A 20683-nucleotide genomic window follows, 5' to 3' on the forward strand; every position below is an offset into this window, starting at 1 on the left:
GAGCGGACTATCGCGACCTACAGAATTACTGGCGTATTGAGTAATTCGTCCGTGCCGCCAACACCAGCAGGAAAGTGTGTTGCCAGAAGGGTTCCAACGGCCGTTATGCCTCGAAGCACTCCCAGCCGGAATTCATTCCGGCGAAAGGCGTCCTCCATCTCTCGGCAAATGGTGTCCCACTCTCCTTGCCGCACCCGCCCATGGATTCCACGGTCAGCAACAATCTCAACGCTGCGGTCTGCCAGCAACAGGTAAATCAAGACGCCATTGTTGTGTTCCGTATCCCAAACATGCAGTTGCGAAAAGACCTCGATGGCACGCTCACGTGCCGTGAGACCCTTGCTTAGCGCTGCAAGGCTCAGCGCTCCCTCTACAGCGAATCGAAGCTGACCAATATGCGTAGACTCACCGGTCGCAATGGCCTGCTCGATTGCGAGTAAGGTTTCGCGCGGGAAGGTTCGCCTGACTCGCCAGTGCGTCATCAGCAGATGTCGCGCCATGCGCTGGAGATTCGCCATCACCATTTCCCCGAGGCGCCGCCGCCGCCAAAGCCACCACCGCCGCCACCAAATCCACCTCGTCCAGAGCCGCCTCCAAAGCCGCCACGACCGCCGATACCCCGCAAGCCCATGTGGGAGCCACCAAACATCGTAAAGAAGAGCGCGATAGCGCCAGCCAGTACGCCGACAGCGATTGCTCCGGACAGTACCCATCCGATAATGCCGACCACGCCTCCGGTGGCAACGGCGCCTGGACCTCGGCCCAGGAGGGAGCGCAGCACTCCGCCCACCACGAGCGTCAGCACCAGGATGACTGGCAGAAACTGCCGCACCGGGTCATCGCCGCGCTCGCCTCTTGTTCGCCTCGGTGGTGGCAACGGCTCGCCGTTGATAACAGTAATGATGCGTTCGACGCCAGCCGTGACGCCGCCATAGAAGTCCCCCTGTTTGAAGCGGGGAACGATGTCATCGCTGATGATGCGCTTGCTCATGGCGTCGGTGAGTACGCCTTCCAGGCCATAGCCAACCTCGATGCGGACTGTCCGGTCATCCATGGCGATGATGAGCAGTGCTCCGTCATCCGTTCCCTTCCGCCCGAGCTTCCATTGCTCGACCACGCGAATGGAGTATTGTGCAATGTCCTCGGGTTGCGTGGTGGGGACCATCAGCACCCCTATCTGACTTCCCGTCTCGCTCTCGAAGGCTTGCAGCCTTTGTTCGAGGGCCGCCCGTTGTTCGCTTGTCAGCGCGCCGGTCAGGTCGGTCACCCGCGCCGTCAGGCCGGGAATGGCAACTTCCGCCGCCGCGCCCAGAGACACACAAGCCAGAAAGACCAGGAACAGGCCTTTGGCAGCCAAAAGCCATTTCACTTGACACCTCCAGGGGCACTGGCAGGACCCGCACCAAAGCCAACTTGTGGTGGCTTGGCTATCGCCGTTTCGTTTGCCACCGTGAAGTTGGGCTTCTCCTTGTAGCCCAAAACCATTGCCGTCAGATTTGAAGGCAACGAACGCACGGTCACGTTGTACGCTTGAACGGACTGGATATACCGGTTTCGCGCGACGGCAATCCGATTCTCGGTACCCTCGAGTTGGGACTGCAAATCCCTGAAGCCAGCGTCGGCCTTCAATTGCGGATAGTTCTCGGAAACTGCCAAAAGCCTGGACAAGGTCCCCGACAACTGCTGCTGCGCGGCCTGGAATTGGGCGAATGCCTTCGAGTCGTTCAGGGTCTCGGGCGTGACCTGGATGGTGCCAACGCGTGCTCGGGCCTCTGTCACCGCTGTCAGGACCTCGCGCTCATGGCTGGCGTAGCCTTTCACGGTGTTCACCAGATTCGGCACTAAGTCGGCCCGGCGTTGGTACTGGTTCACAACCTCCGACCAGCTTGCCTTGACCTGTTCATCCTGCGACTGAATTGTGTTGTAGCCGCAGCCTGCCAGACCAATCAGGAGCATTGCCGCCAGTACCAACCCTATCTTGCGCACGAGACACCTCCGTTCTTTCGCTGCCGTCGCCTGCCGAGCCAACAATTCGAACCGTGAGCATGCAGGATACAGCCTGCCCTATCGAAAATGGGGTTTTCATCACTCATCCTAGGTTGTGCGGCAGACCGATTGCTTGATTTGCCTCAACAGCGACTAGCAGTGGGCCGACCGCGCGTCCGCGCACTTGGTCCGGCTACATAAAATGACTCTATCTGGTACCTATTGAGGTAGGTTATGCCGGCCGCCGAGAACATTGCGATTTCCGTCTCAACAACACCTTCGTGGTGGATTGAACAGACCGAGACGTGCGAGCACAAAGGCATCGGACCCAGACAGCCTTTGCGACGGCGCCGTCGAGGCTGCGGCCCAGGCCCTGTGCCGCGCGTACCTTGAGGCGTACGGCGCTATCCAACACTTCAACTCGACAAGGCACTCCTCGTTGGCGGCATGAGTGCGCCGAAATTCGGTGGCGGACAGCTACTGCGACCGATTCGATTGCTAGGAGTTGGCGACAGGGACGATTCCTGTGATCTAAGGCCTTCTCGCCTGCCGGCATCCATACACTAAGGCACCATTTTCGAGCATCGCCATCGTTCGCGAAGGCGCGGGCAATTCGCATTCCTTGATTGACATCAATAAGCAAGTTCCCCGAAGGACGAGACTATTAAGGCAAATCCTGCCTTGCAGCCGCCAATCGCCCCCAGGAGGATGGCATGTCGACCAGGTCCGCTACCCCTACAACCCCTACAGTTGGAGAAGAATCCACCGTTACGGGTGGGCGCGCGCCCCAACCGACAAGTCGCCTGGAAACTGCTCGCCAGCAATACGTGCGCGACCCTGTTTGTGGCATGGAAGTTTCTCCCGGGGAAGCGGCCGCCAGTGCGGAGGCCGACCACAAGCGCTATTGGTTCTGCTCCCGCCACTGCCACCAGGCGTTCCTCGCCAACCCGGCCCAATACATTGCTCCGCCGTCAGCCGAGGATACCCCGGCGGGCGCTAGCATTTCGCCGCCCGCCACGGCCGCCATCCCACCCGGCACCGGCGGTGCCAAGCAACTCGCAAAGGACCCTATCTGCGGGATGATGGTCGACAAGGCCACAGCCCTGTCCACCGAACGCGGCAATCGCAAGTACTATTTCTGCAGCGAAAGCTGTCTGCGGACTTTCGAGTCGCCAGAGAGCGAACTGAAAGCCATGAAGACGCGCGTGACGATTGCCCTTACGGGTGTCCTCGCGCTGGCGGTGCTGCGGGCAGGTGCCTTCCTGGCGTTGGCGGCAGGCGCGACCTTGCTCACCTGGGCGCCCATTCCGGGCTTGCCCTGGCTCACATGGGGGATGTGGCTGTTCCTGCTCGTCACGCCCGTGCAGTTCATTGGCGGCTGGAGCTTCTACAAGGGTGCGTGGAACGCCATCAGAACACGCAATATCAACATGGACTTCCTCATTGCCCTAGGGACGTCCGTGGCGTATTTCTATAGCGTAGTGGTGCTGTTCTTCCCCTCCTGGCTGCCGGTGAAGGTCGCAGAGCGGGATGTCTATTTTGAAGTCTCGGCGGTGATTATCGCCTTCGTGCTGCTGGGCAAGTACATGGAGGAAATCATCAAGAAGAAGTCCTCCGCCGCCGTTCGACGCCTGCTCGACTTACGTCCCGCCGTCGCGCATGTACTGCGTGATGGGAAGGAAGTGGAAATTCCGGCGGAGAGCATCATGGTGGGCGAAGCGGTCATCGTACGCCCGGGTGAAAAGATTCCGACGGACGGCAAGGTCGTTGAGGGCGAGTCCAGCGTCGATGAGTCCATGCTGACCGGCGAGTCGATGCCTGTGGAGAAAAAGCCTGGCGCCGCAGTCATTGGCGGCACGCTCAACCGCAGCGGCGCCTTCACTCTCCAAGCCACGAAAATCGGTGCCGATACCGCGCTCGCACAGATTATCAAGATGGTCGAGGACGCCCAGGCCAGCACCGCGCAGATTCAACGGCTGGCCGACCAGGTCACCGGCTACTTCGTGCCGGCGGTTGTGTCCATTGCCCTGCTGGCCCTGGTGGGGTGGACCGTGGCGGGCCATTTCCCGCACGGGCTACTTGCGTTTGTGGCCGTCCTGATTATCTCTTGCCCATGCGCACTCGGCGTGGCGACGCCTGCTGCACTGATGGTTGGCGTGGGCAAGGGGGCCGACAACGGCATCCTGATACGCGGTGGTGAAGTGCTGGAGCGCGCCGAGAAGCTGACGGCGGTGGTCTTTGACAAGACCGGTACGATTACGCGCGGAGAGCCGACCGTCACCGATGTCATCTCGTTCTCGAATCACGAGGAATCAACCCTGTTGACCCTTGCGGCAGCCGTCGAAAGTGGGTCTGAGCATCCTCTGGGCGAAGCCATCGTGCGTGCGGCAGAACATCGCGGCCTTGCCATTCCCAAGGCCACCGCCATTACTGCCCTGTCTGGCATGGGCATTCGGGGACAAGTCGAAGGCCAACAGGCCTGGCTCGGGAATCGGCGTCTGTTTGGGAGCCAGGGAATTCCAACTGGTAACGCTGAGTCGGTGCTTCGAAGGCTCGAGGCAGACGGGAAGACCGCCATGCTGGTCGGTGCCGGTAATACGCTGCTTGGTGTAGTCGCAGTGGCCGACACGGTGAAGCCTGAGGCAGCCGAGGCTGTCGCAGCCCTGAAGGCTCGCAACACCAAGGTCGTGCTGCTAAGTGGAGACAACCGTCGGACGGCGGAGGCCATTGGCCGGCAGGTTGGCATCGACCACGTGATTGCCGAAGTCATGCCGGAAGACAAGGTCGAGACCATTCAGACACTGCAGAAACAGGGCGAAGTCGTGGCGATGGTAGGTGACGGTGTGAACGACGCCCCCGCCCTTGCGGCAGCCGACATCGGCATTGCAATCGGCTCTGGCTCGGACGTCGCCAAGGAGACGGGAAGCATCATCCTCATTCGCGACGACGTTCGTGACGTCGTGGCGTCCATCCAACTGTCGCGCGCCACGATGCGCAAAATTAAGCAGAACCTCTTCTGGGCGTTCATCTACAACACTATTGGCATCCCGGTCGCAGCCTTCGGACTGTTGAACCCCATTATTGCGGCGGCAGCCATGGCGCTGTCCTCATTGAGCGTCGTGGCCAACTCCGCGCTGCTTAAGCGTGTGAGGCTCGGCCAGGCCAGTACGGAGGCAACATGAAGCACGCCGTCGCATGGGTATGCGCCGTCATTGCGACGCTGCTAGCCTTTGCTGTTTTGTATTGGTTTGGCATTTCAATACTCTCCGTTCTGCTCGCAATCCTTTTGCTTTCCTGCCCAATCGTCGTGGTGTGGGTTAGCTGGCGGCTTTCCCGTCAGTGCGAGCGCGATATTCATCAGGCCGTGGAGCGTGAGCGTAAGGCCCGAGGCAGTCATTGATGAGGAGGTCTGTCAAGGTCGATACTGCTCAGGCCTTCACAGCTGGTGCCGGCGGTAAGACGTTGTACTTTGAATCCGAGGCACCGCGAGCCGCGTTTCGGCGAGACCCCGCACGATACATGCCTCGGCATCACCACGGCTACTGCTAAGAGACAACCCGGGGCTTTTCTTCGTTGGAGGAAGGTATGAATCACGACCACAGCAGTCACGAGCACCCGGAGGATACAGAGCGAAAGATTTCCCGCTCCAAGCTTGTCACGATTGGCTTTCTATTGGTAATTGGCTACTTCCTCTGGACGGAACACAGGGCGCACGTCATTCAGTTCCTGCCGTTCCTGCTCCTGGCGGCATGTCCGTTGATGCATCTCTTCATGCATCACGGCCATGGCAACGGTCACGGAGGGCGCGATGACTCCAGCGACACAGGCAAAAAGGGAGAGAGATGATGGAGCACAACGCGCAAAGCGGCTACGGCCTTTGGTCGCTGGTGATTATTAACTCGGCGGTCTTCCTCATCTTTGCCTTCAGCTTTACCAAGCCGAAGACCCCTCGGGACTGGCGCTCCTTTGGAGCCTTCTCGGCGTTCATTGTGGCGCTCTTCACCGAGATGTATGGGATTCCCCTGACCATCTATCTCCTGTTGCCATGGCTGTCGACAAAGTTTCCCGGTATCGACTTCCTGTCCCATGACGCCGGTCATCTTCCTGAGATGATTTACGGCTGGCGGGGCAATCCCCACCTGGGCCCCTTCCACATCGCCAGCGACATTCTGATTTTCGGCGGATTCCTCATGCTGTCAGCGGCGTGGCGAGTCTTGTACAAGGCTCAGCAAGAACACACCCTGGCCACCACTGGGCTCTACGCACGTATGCGGCATCCGCAGTATGTAGCGTTCATCGTGATTATGTTGGGATTCCTGCTGCAATGGCCGACGATACTCACGTTGGTGATGTTCCCCATCCTGGCCTGGATGTACGTTCGCCTTGCTAAGGCAGAGGAGCAGGACGCACTGGCGGAATTCGGGCAGGAATATGAGGATTACCGCCGAAAGACGCCAGCGTTCATCCCGCATATCCCGGGAGGCGATGCCCCCCGGACTCGCCCTCGTTGAATGCAGTCGTTTTCTTCCCCACACGTGGAGGCTGCCATGAAACCCTTCAAAACTGGTGTGACGCTATCTGCGACAGTCGTGCTGTTCTATGCCTTATGCACGTTGGTCTGGCTGGCACTCCCTGAGTCTTTCATGAACTTCATGAACGTGCTCTTTCACGGACTCGACTTCCGACGCCTGCAGACCGGCGAACAGTTGTCCTGGTGGTCCGTCATCTACCCGGCCTTTGTGTTTGCAGTGTGGTTCTTTGCTGCCGGTGCATTCTTTGCATGGTTGCACAACAGCCTACGCGGAGAGAAATGACCCTGGGACGCGGGCTGTATGACTGCAAGGTCTAGCACCACGTCCCAACCGGCGGCCGACTGCAAACAGCAGCGACCGCCGATTCTTCTTGCTCTTACCCGACATGTTGAAAGGCCCTCATGGAACCGCGTCAACAATTTTCCCTTTGGTACATACTCGCGGCGGTCACGGCGATACTCGTCCTTCAGAGCTTCTTCACTCCTTCTCACGTCCAAACGCTGCCGTACAGCGACTTCAAGGTCCTATTGAAGGCCGGCAAGCTCAAGAACGTCACCCTCGGGGAAGGCATCATCACGGGAACGCTTAACACCGATGGCGTTGAGAGTCTGCTTCCCAAGCAACAGGTCGACGAGATGCTGCAGCAGGGGAAAGGAGACCACGCCTTCTCGACAGTCCGCGTCAACGACCCCATTCTGGTGCAAGAGCTCGAAACTGCAAAAGTTCGCTTTGTCGGGCAGGCCGATAACAAATGGATTGGGATGCTGCTGTCCTGGGTGGTCCCTGCATTGCTCTTCTTTGCCGTCTGGAGCTTCCTCATCAAGCGGGTAGGCGGAGCCGCCAGCGGCATGATGGAGATTGGCAAGAGCAAGGCCAAGGTCTACATGCAAAAAGAAACCGGCGTGACGTTTGCTGACGTCGCCGGCATCGACGAGGCTAAGGAAGAGCTCGCCGAAATCGTCAACTTCCTGAAGGACCCGCAGCGCTACCGGCGCCTGGGCGGCAAGATTCCCAAAGGCGTGTTGCTTCTCGGTGCGCCGGGAACTGGCAAGACGCTGCTGGCGAAGGCTGTCGCTGGCGAGGCTGGCGTTCCATTCTTCAGCATGAGTGGCTCGGAGTTCGTTGAGATGTTTGTAGGTGTTGGGGCTGCGCGCGTTCGCGACCTCTTCAACCAGGCCGAGACTAAGGCGCCTTGCATCATCTTTATTGACGAACTCGATGCGCTCGGCAAGACCCGTGCGCTCAACGCGATGTCCGGAAACGACGAACGCGAACAGACACTGAATCAGTTGCTGGTCCAGATGGACGGCTTTGATACCAACAAAGGCGTCATCATCATGGCCGCGACCAACCGCCCGGAGATTCTCGACCCTGCGCTACTTCGCCCGGGCCGATTTGACCGTCACATCGCTCTGGACCGCCCGGACCTGAAGGGCCGGGAGCAAATCCTGAAGGTGCATAGCAAAAATGTCACACTGGCACCGGGGGTGGAGCTGACCAAGCTAGCTGCCAGAACCCCGGGATTCGCGGGAGCTGACCTTGCCAATCTAGTCAATGAGGCCGCCCTGCTGGCGGCACGCAAGGGCAAGGACGCGGTCGACATGGCCGACTTCGACGAGGCGTTAGACCGCATCATTGGCGGCCTGGAAAAAAAGAATCGCGTGATGAATGCGCAGGAAAAGGAAACCATCGCCTACCACGAGGCAGGTCACGCCATCGTGGCGGAGTTGCGGCCCCGTGCCGACCGGGTATCGAAGGTTTCCATCATTCCACGTGGCGTGGCCGCGCTCGGCTATACCCAGCAGACACCCACAGAGGACCGCTATCTGCTAAAGCAGAGTGAACTGCTTGACCGGCTCGATGTGCTGCTCGGCGGGCGCATGGCCGAGCAACTTGTCTTCGGCGACGTTTCGACAGGCGCACAGAATGACCTGCAACGCGCAACAGACATGGCTCGCCGGATGATTACGCAGTTCGGCATGAGCGAGCAGCTCGGTCTTGCCACGTACGAGGACTTGCCGAACCCACTCCTTAATGGGGCAGGACTGATGCCTCGGGAACGCAAGGAATACAGCGAGAATACCGCGCAAATCATTGACGCGGAAGTCCGGAAGATTCTGGGTGACGCAAGCCAGCGGGTGAAGCAGACACTGCTGGCACACCGGCACAAGCTGGACGCGCTGGCAAAGCTGCTGCTCGAACAGGAGGTTGTCGACCGACCTGCCCTGGAACTGCTCCTCTCCGAGAAAGTTACCCCGCTCACGCCTGGGAAGCCCCACCCAGCCAAGCCCGATGGGCACGATTCGCGGAAGGTGAACCATGAAAATGAAGGCAAGTAGGAAGAGCGTTACGTCCGAGGTAAGCGCCATCTCCCATGAGGACTATGAGGAGAGTCTCCACCTGCTTCAAATCGAACTGGTCAAGCTACAGAAGCACTTCATTTCCTGCAGCGACCGGATTCTGGTGATATTTGAAGGCAGGGACGCCGCTGGGAAGGACGGCACCATCAAGCGCATTGTCGAACATCTCAGCCCGCGTGAAACCCGCGTCGTCGCGCTTGGAAAGCCTTCTGACCGTGACCGAGGCTCATGGTACTTCCGGCGCTATACGGCCGAACTCCCGGCCGCCGGCGAGTTCACGCTTTTCAATCGGAGTTGGTACAACCGAGCGGGCGTGGAACGCGTGATGGGCTTCTGCACCGACGCCGAGGTTGAGGAGTTCATGGCAAGCGTCCCAGAGTTCGAAGGGATGCTTGTGCGCTCAGGGATTCGTCTTATCAAGTACTACCTGGACATCAGCAAGGGCGAACAGAAAAAGCGCATCGAAGAGCGCCGCCGAGACCCGCTAAAGCAGTGGAAAGTCAGCCCCATTGACGAGCAGGCGGTGTCACTTTGGAAGAAGTACAGCAAGGCTCGCAACGAGATTTTTGCTCGGACCAGCGACATCGTGCCATGGAATGTGGTACGCGCCGACGACAAGCGGGTCGCGCGCCTCAGCGTCATCAAGGATTTGCTGACGCGCCTGCACTATGCGGACAAGGACGATGAGCTGATTCGCCCTAATCCGGAAGTTGTGTTTCCTTATGCTGAGGAACATCTGCTGAGCGGGGCGATTGCGAAGTAAAGGTAGCTCGGCAAGACCTGCGAACTGCGAGGATGGGTGAGATGAAGACCAGCATCATTGAAGTTGGAGGCCTGCTTTCCGTTCTTAGCGCTCACGGGGTGGAGAAGCGCCTCACCAGATTGCCCGGTGTCGTCAAGGCAGCGGTCAACTGTGTCTCGGGCAGCACGACTGTCGAGTACGACGACGCTGTAACTAGCCTGAGTGAAATCAAGGCAAGGCTGGATGAGTGCGGCCATCATTGCCATGGCGAACTGGTGCCACGGCACATTTGCATCCCGGAAGACCCACCAGCAGCAGCTTCGACCGGAGTTGATAGCGGGCAAGCGAGTACAGCAGCCCGGCTGGCAGCGCTCGGCAGACACGAGGACCATTCCCACGCAGCGAAAGCGCAGGCCCACGCGACACATGGCCAGATGGCCCATGACATGGGACACGGCGCCGGCATGGACATGGCGGCGATGGTTCGCGACATGCGAAACCGCTTCTGGATTTGCCTGGTGTTCACGATTCCCATCTTTCTCTACGCGCCGATGGGAATGCAAATTCCCATGCCGGCTCCGCCGTTCGGTCTGGGCATGAACCAGTGGCTGTTCTTGTTAGCGAGCGCGGCCATCCTATATCCCAGTTGGCCCTTCTTCGTATCCGCGTGGCGCGCCCTCCAGGACGGCACGCTCAACATGGCCACGCTGGTTGTCCTCTCTGTCGGTACGGGCTATCTGTTCAGCGTCGGAGCAACCTTCTTCTTTCCTGGAGAGCAGTTTTACGAGGCGTCGGCCGTGTTGCTGGTATTCATCCTGCTGGGACACTGGCTGGAGATGCGCGCTCGCGCTGGCGCGTCGGACGCGATTCGCTCGCTGATGAACCTGGCTCCGCCCAAGGCGATGGTACTGCGTGATGGCCGCGAGGTGGAAATACCAACTGCCGACGTCAAGCTGGGTGACATCGTCATCATCCGTCCCGGCAACAAGATTCCCGCTGACGGTGAGGTCATCGACGGAAGCTCTCAAGTGGACGAATCGATGCTGACTGGCGAGTCGCTACCCGTGAGGAAGGGACCGGGCGACAGCGTCATCGGCGCAACAATTAACAAGAGCGGGAGCTTCCATTATCGAGCAACCCGGGTCGGCAGTGACACCGCCCTGGCGCAAATCGTCAAGCTGGTGCAAGAGGCTCAGAACTCGAAAGCGCCAGCGCAATTGCTGGCGGACCGCGCATCCCAGTGGTTGGTGCTTGCCGCCGTGGGGATTGGCATCCTCACATTCGTCATTTGGTATTGGTGGTTGGGCCAGTCCCTGCTGTTCGCCTTGACGCTCACCATTACCGTCTTCGTGATTGCCTGTCCCGATGCGCTTGGACTCGCGACTCCGATGGCGGTGATGGTTGGTACAGGCCTCGGCGCGATGAACGGGATTTTGTTCAAGAACGCTTCGGCTTTGGAGGAAGCCACCAAGTTGAATGTCGTCGTGTTCGACAAGACGGGCACCCTGACCATGGGGGAACCTGAGGTCGTGGAAATTTTCGCTCCGCAGGGCGTGGACGAAGACGCGATGCTTGGTCTTGCCGCCGCCGTCGAGCAGGCTTCAGAACACCCACTGGCCCAAGCCATCCTCAAACGCGCTGGGGCATTGACGAGGCCAAGCGCCACCGGCTTTACAAATATCGACGGTATGGGAGCCCAAGCGGATGTCGACGGGAGGCCGGCGCTGCTTGGTAATCGCAAGCTGATGGCATCACAACGCGTGGATATGACCGGCCTGACGGAGAAGGCCGACATGATGCAAGGCGCGGGGCGAACGGTCATTCATGTTGCACACGGTGGCAAACTGATTGGCCTGATTGCCATCGCCGACGCCCCCCGACCGACTTCGGCAGCAGCAGTCAAGAAGCTGCGAGAGCGAGGCGTGCAGGTGGCGATGCTGACCGGGGACAACAAGGCCACGGCGGAACGTATCGCTGTAGGCCTGGGAATCGAGCTGGTCCTCGCAGACGTGTTGCCTGGGCAAAAAGCCGAAAAGGTCAAAGAACTGCAGGCACAAGGCAAGAAGGTTGGCATGGTAGGCGACGGCATCAACGACGCGCCTGCGCTGACGCAGGCGGACGTAGGCTTTGCCATTGGCGCCGGCACGGATGTGGCGATGGAAAGCGCTGACATTGTGCTGATGAAGAGTGACCCGTTTGACGTGGTGGGGGCAATTGAGTTGTCGCGTGCCACCCTGCGAAAGATGCACCAGAATCTCTGGTGGGCGGTAGCCTACAACCTGGTGGCGTTCCCCTTGGCAGCCGGTCTGCTCTACCCCTTCACGTTAAGTCCTGAGATTGCAGCGCTATCCATGTCGGGTAGCTCCGCCTTGGTGGCAATTAACGCTCTGTTACTCAAGCGCACGAAGCTACCCGGCATACGCGCCCCATCGCCGCCCGTATCGGACAGCGTGGCCGCGCCCATTGCCGGCTGACTTTCTGCCATGGGTTATTGTCATTGACCCGCGAGCTGATCACGGACCTGGCATCGGAGGCTTCAAGCGTGATTCCGAAGTCGGCATGGCGCTCTGTATCCGCGAGCGTGGCGCGCCACGAACATCGTGCCATCTTGCAAAGCCTAGAGGCGATAGAGGCATTGCGACGTTTACGCCTGGTCCGAGCGATTCCAGCCATGGCTATCACTCGTAGCAGGCATTGCCAACGACGTCAGGACCGCTCGGGAAGAAGGCACAGCAGACAACATGTGGCGTTCTTTCGAACAGGCCGTAAGCATCGCCATGGCGGCTACAAAGCGAGCCAATCCGCGCATCTCAACGAGCTTCAGCGAGCTACTGGCGCCAGCCATCGGAGGGGAATGTACACCGAATGTCGCGCGCAGCTTCAGGTGGAGCATGAGGCCCACTGCAAGTTGATTGGCAAGGCGTTGGAGTGGCAGCAAGTTACTTGCTCATCATGCCAGGGCCCATCCCAGACCCCATGCCGCCGCCCATCATGCCTTTGTTGTCCATCATCATCTGCATCATTTCCTGCATGAAGGCCATGTGCTGGCCCATCATGTCCTGACACATCTGCATTTGGGCAGGCGCTGCGCTGCCCTTACCCTTGGGCGCAGGCATCCCGCCTGCGCCGGCCATTCCCATTCCCATTCCCATTCCCATCATGTCCTTGTGCATAATGGCCGCGGCGTCTTGCATAACCTTGTTGCGTTCGGCCATCAGTGCCTGGACCTCTTCTGGTGATTTGGCCCGCGACAGCCGCTCACGGATTGCGCGCAAATGTGCAATCTGAGCGTCGAGGTCAGTATTTCCCTTGGCTTGGGGCGCTACAGGCGGTGCAACTGCTGGTGCCGCTTTCTTAGGCGGGTCCGCAGGGTGGTGCTGCTCATGCTGAGCCTCCGTCGACGGTGAAGCCGAGAAGGCGACAGGCGCCCACACGAGGGTGGCGGCTGCCAAGAGTATGGGAACGTGGCGAAGGTGGACCATGGGAAGGCTCCTCATATCTAAGGAAGACAATCTAATATGGACCATATGCCGCGTGTATGCCACCAAGTTGATAAGAATCAACAGAACTCCCGAATTTCGACCTCCGGGTGCGGGCTTTCTCTCCAGTAACCAGCGAGCCCGGGAGTCATAAAGGGTCATCCAAATGGCCAACGCCGGCTTAAAAGCGACCCACTTTCCCAAGAATCGCCGAAGTAAAATTGCCCCCCGGCCTACAGCAGTTCGGCTGCTAGTTCTCGCCTGCAAATTTGCACGGCGAGGGCATGATGCAGCAATCAGTCGGGCATCGCTGTCATCAGCGTCTTGTCATCGTCGAACGTATTTACTCAACGCGCGAACACCAGGTCTCGCGTCACGGAGCGCTGCGCAAGCGTGCGAAGGCCGCCCCGAGCCACCTTATTCGCCGAACAGAAGAACTATCTGCACAAGGGCAGGGGCCCGGCAGGGCAAACATATGTCGCCGGCACTTCTATATGCGGCGGGGGTTCCAGGCAGATTCCGGAGTGACGGAATTGCTTCGTTCTACGGCGAGGGCGCGCGATTACTACACTTCACGACAGTCGTACTCGCGGACGAATTTCGCTTAGAAATCAAAGCCTTTGGGCAATGTGACCGGTCTTACACAGCTGTGCATGGCTCGCACGAACCATGTACCTCAACAATCAAGACGCGAGCAGCCTCATTAAGCCCCGCATCGCGCACCATCGCAGCGCGACATGCCCCGTTTCGGGGAGTCGCTCAGCGCAGTTGCCACTGTCGACTAGCGTTCCCGCCCCTTTTTGGCGACAAATCTTGCATACAAGTATGGCATACCACTTGCTCATGTGGTTGCCGTGAACGCAACGACCGAAAACTCCCCTGCTGACATCGCCAATCGCATCACCGAGGCAATGCTTGGCCAGAAGCTGCTCCCCGGCTCCCGCCTGGGCGAGCAGGAACTTGCCACATTGTTCGGCGTGAGCCGCACGCTGGTGCGTGAAGCATTGTCGCGGCTGGCGGCGCGGGGCATGGTAACCGTCAGCGCGCGACGCGGCTGGTTTCTGGTGGAACCCGGCACTGACGACATCCGCTCAGCGTTCGACGCCCGCCGCATTATCGAAACCGGGTTGCTACGTGAAGTCAGCCCGGATCGGCCGGCGCATGCGCAGGCCATTCATTCGCTCAAAGTTCATATCGCACGCGAAAAGGCCGCGCTCCAAGGCGACGACGCCAGCATGCGCAGTTTCCTGCTGGGCGATTTTCACGTTTGCCTGTGCGCATCATTGGGGTATGGCCTGTTGGTGGATACGCTGCGCGACCTGACCGCGCGCACGACACTGGTCGCTAGTCGAAATCAGTCCGCAGCCGATGCTGGTCGCTCGTGCGGCCAGCACGAAGGTATCGTCAACGCGCTTGCGGAAGGCGATGGCGTGTTAGCCGCGCGCCTGATGGCCGAACACCTTAGCGCGGTGCATACGAGTCTTGATGCCGTTGGCCCCGCCGACCCGCTCTCACACCTTCGCCAGGCGCTGGCACCGGTAAGTCCGGCACGCGTTCCGCATTCCGCATCACCCGCCGCGGAGATTTCCGCGGATCAACCATTCCCATCCCGAACCTGAGGAAACACGCGATGTTCCATGCCCTGTCCAAATCCAAGTTGTCCCGCCGCGGCCTGATGTGTGCACTGCTGGCCGGCTTATATGCGGCCGTGCTGCCGGCGCAGGCCGACACACTTGCCGATATCACCAAGGCCGGCGTACTGCGCGTGGCCGTGCCACAGGATTTCCCGCCGTTTGGCTCGGTAGGGGCAGATATGGCTCCTCAGGGCCTCGATATCGACGTGGCAGCGCTGATGGCCAAAAAGATGGGTGTAAAGCTGCAGTTGGTACCAGTGACCAGCACCAACCGAGTGCCGTATCTGCAGACGCGCAAGGTAGACCTGGTGATCTCGAGCATGGGCAAGAATCCCGAGCGCGAAAAGGTGCTCGACTTCTCCGATGCCTATGCGCCGTTCTTCAATGGCGTGTTCGGGCCGGCGGATCTTGCCGTAAAAAGCGCGGCCGATCTGGCGGGCAAAACTGTTGGCGTCACGCGCGGTGCCGTGGAAGACCTGGAACTGAGCAAGATCGCTCCGGCCAGCGCGAACATCAAGCGCTATGAAGACAACAACGCCACGATTTCGGCCTTTCTGTCGGGGCAGGTGCAACTGATTGCCACCGGCAACGTGGTGGCCTCGACGCTGATCGCCAAGCATCCGCCCAAGGCGCCCGAAACCAAGTTCCTGATCAAGAATTCGCCGTGCTTCATCGGAATGAACAAGGGTGAGAAGGGGCTGCAGGACAAGGTCAACGCCATCCTGGCCGAAGCCAAGAAGGACGGCTCACTGAACACGCTGTCGATCAAGTGGCTGCTGCGTCCGCTGCCGGCGCAGCTCTGATACGCACCGCCGAGGTAGAAGCATGGCTTACGCGTTCGATTTCGTGTCGGTGCTGGATTACACCGACGTGCTGCTCAAGGGCATCGCGGTCACGGCGCAGCTCACGCTGACGGGCGGTGTGCTTGGCGTGGCCGTGGCGTTGGCGGGTGCCTGGGCCAAGACCCAGGGACCCGCCTGGCTTCGCCCCGTGGTCAGCACCTATGTGGAGCTGATCCGGAACACGCCGTTCCTGATCCAGCTGTTCTTCATCTTCTTCGGGCTGCCCAGCCTTGGCGTGCATCTGCCCGAAATGGTGGCGGCATCGCTGGCCATGGTTATCAACTTGGGCGCCTACGGTACCGAGATCGTGCGCGCCGGCCTGGCTGCCACCCCGCGCGGGCAGTTCGAAGCCGGCGCGAGCCTGGCCATGTCACCATTCCAGGTGTTCCGGCACGTCGTGCTGCGCCCGGCATTGCAGAAGATCTGGCCAGCGCTGTCGAGCCAGATTGTGATCGTGATGCTCGGATCGGCTGTCTGTTCGCAGATCGCAGCGCAAGACCTGACGTATGCGGCCAACTTCATCCAAGGGCGAAACTTCCGCGCTTTTGAGGTCTATCTCGTGAGCACAGCGATCTATCTTCTTCTTGCCCTCGTGCTGCGGCAATTGCTGCGCGGCGTTGGCCGGCAGCTTTTTGCGCGGAGGGCGGGATGATCGAGTTCACGTTGTGGGATATCGTCCGCAACCTGATGTTGGCAGCACGCTGGACGGTGCTGCTGTCATTGGTTGCGTTCGTGGGCGGTGGCCTCGTTGGCCTGCTCGTGCTGTTGATGCGTACCGGCAAGCGCCCGGTAGCAAGACGCCTGGCGCAGGCGTATATCGAGCTTTTCCAGGGTACGCCGCTCCTGATGCAGCTATTCCTCGCTTTCTTCGGACTTGCACTGTTTGGCATCGAGGTGCCAGCGTGGCTGGCCGCCGGGCTTGCGTTAACGCTGTGGACGTCGGCCTTCCTGGCCGAAATCTGGCGCGGCTGCGTGGAAGCCATACCGCGCGGCCAGTGGGAAGCCTCAGGCAGCCTGGCCATGGACTACGTGCAGCAGATGCGTTACGTGATCCTGCCACAGGCCTTGCGGATTGCCGTGGCACCGACCGTTGGCTTTGGTGTCCAGGTCATCAAGGGCACGGCGCTAGCGTCGATCATCGGCTTCACCGAGCTGTCCAAGGCGGGCACGATGATTGTGAACGCCACATTCCAACCCTTTACCGTATATGCCGCCGTGGCGCTGATGTACTTCGCGCTGTGCTGGCCGCTTTCGCAATACAGCAAGATGCTGGAGAGGAAATTCCATGCCGCTTATCGCCATTGATCAGGTTCGCAAGTCGTTTGGCAGCAACGAGGTGCTGAAGGGCGTTTCGCTCTCCGTCGAACCTGGCGAAGTCATCGCCATTATCGGCAAGAGTGGCTCGGGCAAGAGCACGCTGCTACGTTGCATCAACGGGTTGGAAAGCATCGATTCGGGCGCCATCACGGTGGCCGGTGCTCACCTGGCCGACAGCGAACTGCAATTACGCGCGCTGCGGCTGAAGGTAGGCATGATTTTCCAGCAGTTCAATCTGTTTCCGCACCTCAGCGCCGGGCGCAACGTGATGCTGTCGCCCATGATCGTCAAGGGCGCGTCGCAGGCCGAGGCCCGTGAGCTGGCCGAACTGAACCTGGCACGGGTCGGGCTTTCTGCCAAGTTCGATGCATATCCGGACCAACTGTCTGGCGGTCAGCAGCAACGTGTCGCCATCGCTCGCGCGCTTGCCATGCAGCCAACCGCGCTGCTATGCGACGAAATCACCTCCGCGCTGGATCCAGAGCTTGTTAACGAGGTACTGCAGGTTGTGCGCAGTCTCGCGGCCGATGGCATGACCCTGCTGATGGTGACGCACGAAATGCGCTTCGCGCGCGAGGTGTGCGACCGCGTAGTCTTCATGCATCAGGGCAAGGTCCACGAAACCGGCGCGCCCAATGAAGTGTTCGGCCGGCCACAGACGCACGAACTGCAGCAGTTCTTGGGAATGGTTGAGGCTTGACCTGCCACCTGCCGCGCAAACTGCAACATGCATCGTGGAGATTGCTGACCGGGCGACCCTCGACTTCAGCAGCCAGCTAGCCCCTCGAGAACGGGCGAGTTCACCGCTCGTTGCCTGCCGGCACAGCTTCCGGCCTGCTCAGTAAGCCGCTGTGGTCACCGGTGCTCCGCTGCGACCGCACGCTGTCTATCGTGTTGCGCGGTCAGCACCATCACGATCTCTGTGACGATTCGCTCCAGTGGCGTCCCTGGACCATAGATGCCACGGACGCCTGCCAGCTGCAAGGTGTGCCTGTGCGGCGCCGGAATAATCCCGCCAACAAACACCGGCACAGTATCCCCGCGCTGGCGAAGGGCCTTGAACAACATGGAAACCTGGGCAAGATGTGCACCGCCGAGCGTCGAGATGCCGATGGCATCGAAGTCGCCATCGCACGCTTGCGCCGCAATGGCCTCGGCCGACTGGAACAATGGCGTAAGCCGGACCAGGAACCCGGCATCGCTCAGGGCGGCGGCGACAGCCTTCGCGCCGCGATCGTGCCCATCCTGCCCGAGCTTTGCCACCAGGATTCGCGGCGCGCGTCCAAGTATTGCGCTCAGCTGCCTGACCCGGTCGCAAGCCGCCGCCCAGTTCGGACTCCCTGCGCGGGTAGCGCCGTAGTGCGCCTTGTCGTAGCCCGGTTGCGCTGCGTAGCGCGGCCAGACATCAAGCAAGGCGCGCGTGCATTCGCCGACCGTCGCCCGGCAGCGCATGGCGTCAATGGCGCAGTCCAGCAAGTTCCTGCCGCCCCGTTGCGCAGCTTCCGCCAGTGCGCCCAGCGCCTGTTTGACTGTGTGCTCGTCCCGCCTTGCCCGCAATGCCGCCAGTCGAGTTGCCTGCTCGGCGCGAACGCGGCCTCCGTCGATCTCCAGGCACGCTGGTAGTGCTTCTTCGTCGGCCTGGAAACGATTGACCCCCACCACGACCTCCTCTCCCGCATCGATCCGCGCCTGTGTCCGCAGGGCATTGCGGTGAATGCGCTGCTGCACCCAGCCTGATTCCAGCGCCTTGAGCACGCCCCCATGCGCATCGATCTCTGCGAGGATCGAGCGGACGGTATCGGCCATGCGCCCCGTCAATGACTCGATCAGGTAGGAACCGGCCCACGGATCCGCCACGTCGCAAAGACTGAATTCGTGCTGCAGGATCAACTGCGTGTCACGCGCGATACGCGAGGCTTCGACGCTGGGCAGCGCCAGAGCCTCGTCAAAGCCGTTTGTGTGCAGCGACTGCGTGCCGCCAAAGATTGCGGCCATGCCCTCGATCGTGGTGCGGGCAATATTATTGTGCGGTGCCTGCGCCGCCAACGTCCAGCCCGATGTCTGGCAGTGCATGCGCATCGCCGCGGCCTGGGCAGTGGTGCCGCCTCGTGCACGGACGATGTCGTGCCACAAGAGCCGGGCGACGCGCAGCTTGGCAATCTCCTTGTAGAACTGTTTGCCGACGCCGAAGAAGAAGCTCAGCCCACCGCAGAAGGCATCGACATCGAGACCCCGGGCGCGCAGCGCATCGACATAGGTCCGCGCGTTGGCCAAGGTCAGGGCAAGTTCCAGCGCCGGATCCGCCCCGGCTTCCTGGAAGTGGTAGCCGGAAATCGACATGCCGTGGAATTTCGGCGCATGCCTGGCGAGCCATTCGACCACATCCGCCGCAATGCGTAGCGACGGCTCCGGGGCATGGATCCAGGTATTGCGGACCATGAACTCCTTGAGGATGTCGTTCTGGATGGTGCCACGCAACCGTTCGAAGGGAATTCCCGCTTCCTCGGCCACGACCAGGAATGCCGCCAGAACGGGCAGTACCGCACCGCTCATGGTCATCGACACGGAAACCCGATCCAGCGGTATGCCGTCAAACAGGCGCCGCATGTCGTCGACCGAGTCGATCGCCACCCCAGCCATGCCGACGTCGGCCGCCACCTCCGGATCGTCCGAATCGTAGCCGCGATGGGTTGGCAGGTCGAACGCAACCGACAGGCCCTGCGCCCCTTGCCTCAGGGCCTCGCGATACGCCAGGTTCGACGTCGCGGCGTCACCATACCCGGCGTACTGCCGGATGGTCCACGGGCGTTGCCGGTACATGGTCGGGTAAGGCCCGCGTACGAATGGCGCCTCGCCAGGCATGCCGCCGAGGTGGCTCAGGCCGACAACATCCTCCTCACCGTAGACGGGTTTCAGGTCCACGCCGAAGCGCAGCTCATTCCACTCCTGGCTCATCGCTGCCTCCAGCGCTTGCGGGTCACGATATCCGCGATCTTTTCACCATCCGCAGCGCGCCGGACCTCGCACCAGTGCGCCAGTCCCGACTCGTCTTCGCGCAGGGCCGCGAAGGTCAGCTCCAGTGCCTCGCCGACATTGACGTTGCCATGGAAGAACAGGTCCCGCGCGGCCAAGGTTGGCGGTTCCGCATGGCTGCGCCATTGCCACTCCGCGCGGTCCACCATCGCCTGGAAGCTGGCGAAGTACATCAGGTCGGCGCCGTTGAAGTCGTTGTAGGGACATGGCAGGAAGTCGACGACATGGTTGACGCCATCCTGCTGCTGGCGCAACCCGAGATGCGTACCCCAATCCCCACTGCGAAAGAGCCGTGCGAGCTGTGATAGCGCCGCCGCCTCGCTCGTGGTTGCCGCGTTGTTCCAGCCAGTTGCCACGGACGGCATCGCGCGTACGACCGAGCGATTGTCCCGCTCGCGCGTGCGCCGGATAAAGGTCGACAGCATGGTGACGGTCGCGCAGCGCGTGCCGTCCAGCGACGCCACGGCATGCTGGCTGAGGCGCTTCACGCCGCCTGCCGGCAACCCGCCCGAGTCCAGCGTGAAGGTGCCGTGCTCGCCGATCCTCTCCAGCGCTGCATCGCGTACGCGTACGGCGGTGAAGGCGGCATAGACAGGATTGCCCTCGCCGTCACGAAAGTCCGGTACTGCCAGGCCGCAGCCCGCGGCCAACTGGCGCCAGTGCAGGTCGCCGCAGGTCTTCAGCAACCAGTTTTCCGACAGGCCGGTGTAGGCCAGTTGCGGCATACCGGCGATATGATGCGAGCGGACGGTCTCCAT

Annotated in this window: 19 protein-coding genes and 2 pseudogenes; 15 read left to right on the plus strand and 6 right to left on the minus strand. The window is 60.7% G+C overall.

The window, feature by feature from the left end; translation table 11 throughout:
* Positions 1-17: 17 nt before the first annotated feature.
* From E1J61_RS04080 to E1J61_RS04090, 3 genes are read right to left on the minus strand one after another with little or no spacing between them, the layout of a single operon-like run.
* Positions 18-518 (minus strand): TPM domain-containing protein, encoded by a 501-nt coding sequence (locus E1J61_RS04080; protein ID WP_133092844.1) that lies wholly within the window; start codon positions 516-518, stop codon positions 18-20.
* A complete protein-coding gene (locus E1J61_RS04085) occupies positions 518-1369 on the minus strand; it encodes a YgcG family protein (protein ID WP_133092845.1) in 852 nt (283 codons plus the stop codon). The genes E1J61_RS04080 and E1J61_RS04085 overlap by 1 nt, the downstream gene beginning before the upstream one ends.
* On the minus strand, positions 1366-1956 hold the full coding sequence (locus tag E1J61_RS04090; protein ID WP_133092996.1) for a LemA family protein: 591 nt from the start codon (positions 1954-1956) through the stop codon (positions 1366-1368). Before E1J61_RS04090 ends, E1J61_RS04085 begins: the two co-directional genes overlap by 4 nt.
* 264 nt (positions 1957-2220) lie before the next feature.
* Here E1J61_RS04090 and E1J61_RS04095 point away from each other — a divergent pair.
* The 10 genes and pseudogenes from E1J61_RS04095 to E1J61_RS38780 form a co-directional block, all read left to right on the plus strand.
* Positions 2221-2496: pseudogene (locus tag E1J61_RS04095) on the plus strand (methionine adenosyltransferase); the annotation flags it as partial.
* Positions 2497-2834: 338 nt separating this feature from the next.
* Positions 2835-5168, plus strand: coding sequence for a heavy metal translocating P-type ATPase (locus E1J61_RS04100; RefSeq protein ID WP_243736766.1), 2334 nt, complete (start codon positions 2835-2837; stop codon positions 5166-5168).
* Positions 5165-5386, plus strand: a complete 222-nt coding sequence (locus tag E1J61_RS04105; protein ID WP_133092847.1) for a hypothetical protein — start codon at positions 5165-5167, stop codon at positions 5384-5386. The genes E1J61_RS04100 and E1J61_RS04105 overlap by 4 nt, the downstream gene beginning before the upstream one ends.
* 185 nt (positions 5387-5571) lie before the next feature.
* Entirely contained in the window at positions 5572-5832 is a 261-nt protein-coding gene (locus E1J61_RS04110; RefSeq protein ID WP_133092848.1) for a DUF2933 domain-containing protein, read from the plus strand.
* A complete protein-coding gene (locus tag E1J61_RS04115; protein ID WP_133092997.1) occupies positions 5832-6497 on the plus strand; it encodes an isoprenylcysteine carboxylmethyltransferase family protein in 666 nt (221 codons plus the stop codon). The genes E1J61_RS04110 and E1J61_RS04115 overlap by 1 nt, the downstream gene beginning before the upstream one ends.
* Before the next feature lie 36 nt (positions 6498-6533).
* Positions 6534-6800 carry a DUF5676 family membrane protein gene (locus E1J61_RS04120; RefSeq protein WP_133092849.1) on the plus strand — a complete coding sequence of 89 codons (267 nt, stop codon included), beginning with the start codon at positions 6534-6536 and terminating at the stop codon, positions 6798-6800.
* Between the two features lie 119 nt (positions 6801-6919).
* On the plus strand, positions 6920-8857 hold the full coding sequence (ftsH, locus tag E1J61_RS04125) for an ATP-dependent zinc metalloprotease FtsH (protein WP_133092850.1): 1938 nt from the start codon (positions 6920-6922) through the stop codon (positions 8855-8857).
* Positions 8838-9641 carry a polyphosphate kinase 2 gene (gene ppk2 / locus E1J61_RS04130; RefSeq protein WP_371702724.1) on the plus strand — a complete coding sequence of 268 codons (804 nt, stop codon included), beginning with the start codon at positions 8838-8840 and terminating at the stop codon, positions 9639-9641. The genes ftsH and ppk2 overlap by 20 nt, the downstream gene beginning before the upstream one ends.
* A gap of 41 nt (positions 9642-9682) precedes the next feature.
* The gene (locus E1J61_RS04135) at positions 9683-12094 is read left to right on the plus strand and encodes a cation-translocating P-type ATPase (RefSeq protein ID WP_133092851.1); all 2412 of its coding nucleotides are present in this window, start codon (positions 9683-9685) and stop codon (positions 12092-12094) included.
* A 7-nt stretch (positions 12095-12101) separates the two neighbouring features.
* Positions 12102-12188, plus strand: a pseudogene (locus E1J61_RS38780) (DUF3141 domain-containing protein); the annotation flags it as partial.
* A gap of 371 nt (positions 12189-12559) precedes the next feature.
* Here E1J61_RS38780 and E1J61_RS04145 read toward each other — a convergent pair.
* Entirely contained in the window at positions 12560-13102 is a 543-nt protein-coding gene (locus E1J61_RS04145) for a hypothetical protein (protein ID WP_133092852.1), read from the minus strand.
* An 851-nt stretch (positions 13103-13953) separates the two neighbouring features.
* Here E1J61_RS04145 and E1J61_RS04150 point away from each other — a divergent pair.
* From E1J61_RS04150 to E1J61_RS04170, 5 genes are read left to right on the plus strand one after another with little or no spacing between them, the layout of a single operon-like run.
* A complete protein-coding gene (locus tag E1J61_RS04150) occupies positions 13954-14718 on the plus strand; it encodes a GntR family transcriptional regulator (RefSeq protein WP_133092853.1) in 765 nt (254 codons plus the stop codon).
* A gap of 11 nt (positions 14719-14729) precedes the next feature.
* Positions 14730-15536: a transporter substrate-binding domain-containing protein gene (locus E1J61_RS04155; RefSeq protein WP_133092854.1), complete on the plus strand. Its 807-nt coding sequence runs from the start codon at positions 14730-14732 to the stop codon at positions 15534-15536.
* Positions 15537-15558: 22 nt separating this feature from the next.
* A complete protein-coding gene (locus E1J61_RS04160) occupies positions 15559-16227 on the plus strand; it encodes an amino acid ABC transporter permease (RefSeq protein ID WP_133092855.1) in 669 nt (222 codons plus the stop codon).
* Positions 16224-16880, plus strand: coding sequence for an amino acid ABC transporter permease (locus tag E1J61_RS04165; protein ID WP_133092856.1), 657 nt, complete (start codon positions 16224-16226; stop codon positions 16878-16880). Before E1J61_RS04160 ends, E1J61_RS04165 begins: the two co-directional genes overlap by 4 nt.
* On the plus strand, positions 16861-17592 hold the full coding sequence (locus E1J61_RS04170) for an amino acid ABC transporter ATP-binding protein (RefSeq protein WP_133092857.1): 732 nt from the start codon (positions 16861-16863) through the stop codon (positions 17590-17592). Before E1J61_RS04165 ends, E1J61_RS04170 begins: the two co-directional genes overlap by 20 nt.
* Positions 17593-17747: 155 nt before the next feature.
* On the opposite strand, the gene scpA is transcribed toward E1J61_RS04170, so the two are convergent.
* Together scpA and E1J61_RS04180 are read right to left on the minus strand one after the other, a co-directional pair.
* Positions 17748-19847 carry a methylmalonyl-CoA mutase gene (scpA, locus tag E1J61_RS04175; protein WP_133092858.1) on the minus strand — a complete coding sequence of 700 codons (2100 nt, stop codon included), beginning with the start codon at positions 19845-19847 and terminating at the stop codon, positions 17748-17750.
* Complete coding sequence (locus E1J61_RS04180) at positions 19844-20683, minus strand: Pnap_2097 family protein (RefSeq protein WP_133092859.1); 840 nt, start codon at positions 20681-20683, stop codon at positions 19844-19846. The genes scpA and E1J61_RS04180 overlap by 4 nt, the downstream gene beginning before the upstream one ends.

It is taken from the genome of Cupriavidus sp. L7L, from assembly GCF_004353535.1.
GTDB classification, from domain to species: Bacteria; Pseudomonadota; Gammaproteobacteria; order Burkholderiales; family Burkholderiaceae; genus Cupriavidus; species Cupriavidus oxalaticus_A.